The organism is Mycobacterium sp. (assembly GCF_050701675.1).
Taxonomy (GTDB): domain Bacteria; phylum Actinomycetota; class Actinomycetes; order Mycobacteriales; family Mycobacteriaceae; genus Mycobacterium.
Window position 1 is genome coordinate 1 of record NZ_JBOGDD010001212.1, and the last position, 2,481, is coordinate 2,481.

At 66.9% G+C, this 2,481-nt stretch carries 2 protein-coding genes; one reads left to right on the forward strand and one right to left on the reverse strand.

Translation table 11 applies throughout. From position 1 onward, the window contains the following. On the reverse strand, positions 1-1,150 hold a 1,150-nt coding region (locus ACRDUX_RS37620; protein ID WP_526422098.1), incomplete at its 3' end, for an AAA family ATPase. A 473-nt stretch (positions 1,151-1,623) separates the two neighbouring features. On the opposite strand from ACRDUX_RS37620, the gene ACRDUX_RS37625 reads away from it, so the two are divergent. After that, positions 1,624-2,481, forward strand: an 858-nt coding sequence (locus ACRDUX_RS37625; RefSeq protein WP_526422100.1) for a sigma-70 factor domain-containing protein, incomplete at its 3' end; no start/stop codon positions are given.

The following is a 2,481-nucleotide window of genomic DNA, read 5'->3' on the forward strand; positions in this document are numbered from 1 at the left end:
CGGCAGCGCCGCGCGCAACGGCCGCGGCTGCCGCATCGTCGAGCGCGTGCAAGGTTTCGGGCTCGGCGCTCGCGGCCCCCAGCGCCATGTGCCGGGCCTTGAGCTCGGGCTGTACCTCAACGGCCGCCAGCGTGCGGTGCATCCGGCGCCGCCGGGCCGGGCCCGCCTGGGTGTAGATACCGCGTGCCAGAAGCGGATGCGCGAACGTCACGCGATTGCCGTCGATCCGCACGATGCCTTCGCGTTCTGGACCTTCGAGCAGTTCCACGACGCGCTCCACCGACACCTTGGTGGCATTCGCCAGGAGGTCGACCGTCGCGTCGATGACGCAGCAGGCCGCGAGCAGCATGTCGCCGACCTCGCCGTCGAAGTGTCCGGTCCGCAGCCTCACCAGCTCGGTCAACGTGCTGGGCAGCACCGAGTCCGCGTTGGTCGATCGGCCATCGACGGCCCGCGCCAGTTCGAGGGCGTAGAAGGGGTTGCCGCCCGAGATCTCGGCGATCCGGACCATCGTCGGCCTCGGGAGCGCCTTCCCGAACCGCTCGAAGATCATCGTGTGCAGCGCGCCAAGGCTCAAGGGCCGCACGCGGAGCCGGCTGATGGCGTCCGGCGCCCTGAGTTGCAACCACGCCGCGGGATCGGGCTCGGAGGCGTGGGCCCGGCCGGTGAGCAGGATTCCGACGCAGCCGGTCAACCTACGCGACGCGAATGCGAGAACGGCCTGGCTGGACACGTCCAACCACTGAGCGTCGTCGATCGCGAGCAGGACGGGCTGCTCGACGGCCAACGCCGAGACGATCGACGCCACCGCCGACGCGGTGACCCGCTGGTCGGTCGGAGGTCCCTCACTGCCACCCCGCAACAGCACCCGGTCGACGGCCACCCGCTGCAGTTCGGGCAGGCCTTCGATGACCTCGGGTTCGACGCTCTCCAGCAGGTCCGCGACCGCCGCATACGACAAGACCGACTCCGCCTCGTCGGCACGCGTCGACAGCACGCGGAATCCGCGATCTCGCGCCAGCGCCACACCCGCGAGCCACAAGGTGGTCTTCCCGATTCCCGGTTCTCCCACGATCACCAGGCCAGACGGTTCGACGCCAGCCGAGGACAGCAGGTCATCGACTGCGTTCCTCTCAACCGAACGACTCACCGTTGCCAATGGCACGTTCCCATCATGGCAGCTAGCAAATACTTTCGCTGCCGCTAGGGCGTTTTGGGCCTTGATCGGATGGCGGAATCGACAGCCTTCACGGTAACCAAATGGTCCATTACCGCGAAAACCCTGCACGCGACCATTCGATTTTGGCAATCGAGTGTCAGAATGAGTCATTCGTCGCGTGCTTCAGCGCGCGGAAAGGACGGCCGAGCCATCATGCGATCGGCGAACACCCACCCGCGGCCGACGGTGCCTGCGCCCGGCTGGGCGCAAACGGCTCGCCGAGGAGGCGAATTTGCCGCTCGTAGGGGCAGTTCCTCACACTGTCGTTACAATGGTCGACGGCGGCCGCATCACGGATGGCGGCAAGTATCCAAGTTGATATCAAACGCCATCAACAGACAGCCGACGTTTTCCGGTGGCGCACGCCCACGCCACCGAAGTCTTGCAAGATCGAAGGGGTGCACGTGGCAGCGACGAAGGTAAGCCCGGACATTGAAGAGCCGGTGAAGCGCACCGTCACCAAGGCCCCCGCGAAGAAGGCTGCAGGGACCAAGGTCGCCAATGGGACTGCGCCCGCCAAGCGGGCCGCCAAGGCCCCCGCCAAGAAGGCCGCCGCGAAGGCTGGACCCAAGGGCCCCGGCAAGAAGGGCGCCGACGGCGCCGATGAACTGGTCGTGACCGACGGTACTGAGGCAGGCGACGACCTCGAAGCCGAGCCGGATGACCTCGAGGCCGACGGTGAGGTCGAACTCGTCGACCTCGAAGCCGAGGTAGAGGACGCCCCCGCCGAAGGCGCGGCCGCTCCTGCAGGGAAGGCCACCAAGGACGGCGCTGAGGAAGCCGCTGGTGACGACGACATCAACGAGCCGTCCGAGAAGGACAAGGCCTCAGGCGATTTCGTGTGGGACGAAGAGGAGTCCGAGGCACTGCGGCAGGCCCGCAAGGATGCCGAGCTCACCGCGTCCGCGGACTCGGTGCGCGCCTACCTCAAGCAGATCGGCAAGGTCGCTCTGCTCAACGCCGAGGAAGAGGTCGAGCTCGCCAAGCGCATCGAGGCAGGCCTGTACGCCACGCAGAAGATGGCCGAGTGGGTCGAGAACGGTGAGAAGCAGTCCACCGCCGTACGCCGCGACTTCCTGTGGATCTGCCGCGACGGCGACCGCGCGAAGAATCACCTGCTGGAGGCCAACCTTCGCCTGGTGGTGTCGCTGGCCAAGCGCTACACCGGTCGCGGCATGGCGTTCCTCGACCTCATCCAGGAAGGCAACCTCGGCCTGATTCGCGCGGTCGAGAAGTTCGACTACACCAAGGGCTACAAGTTC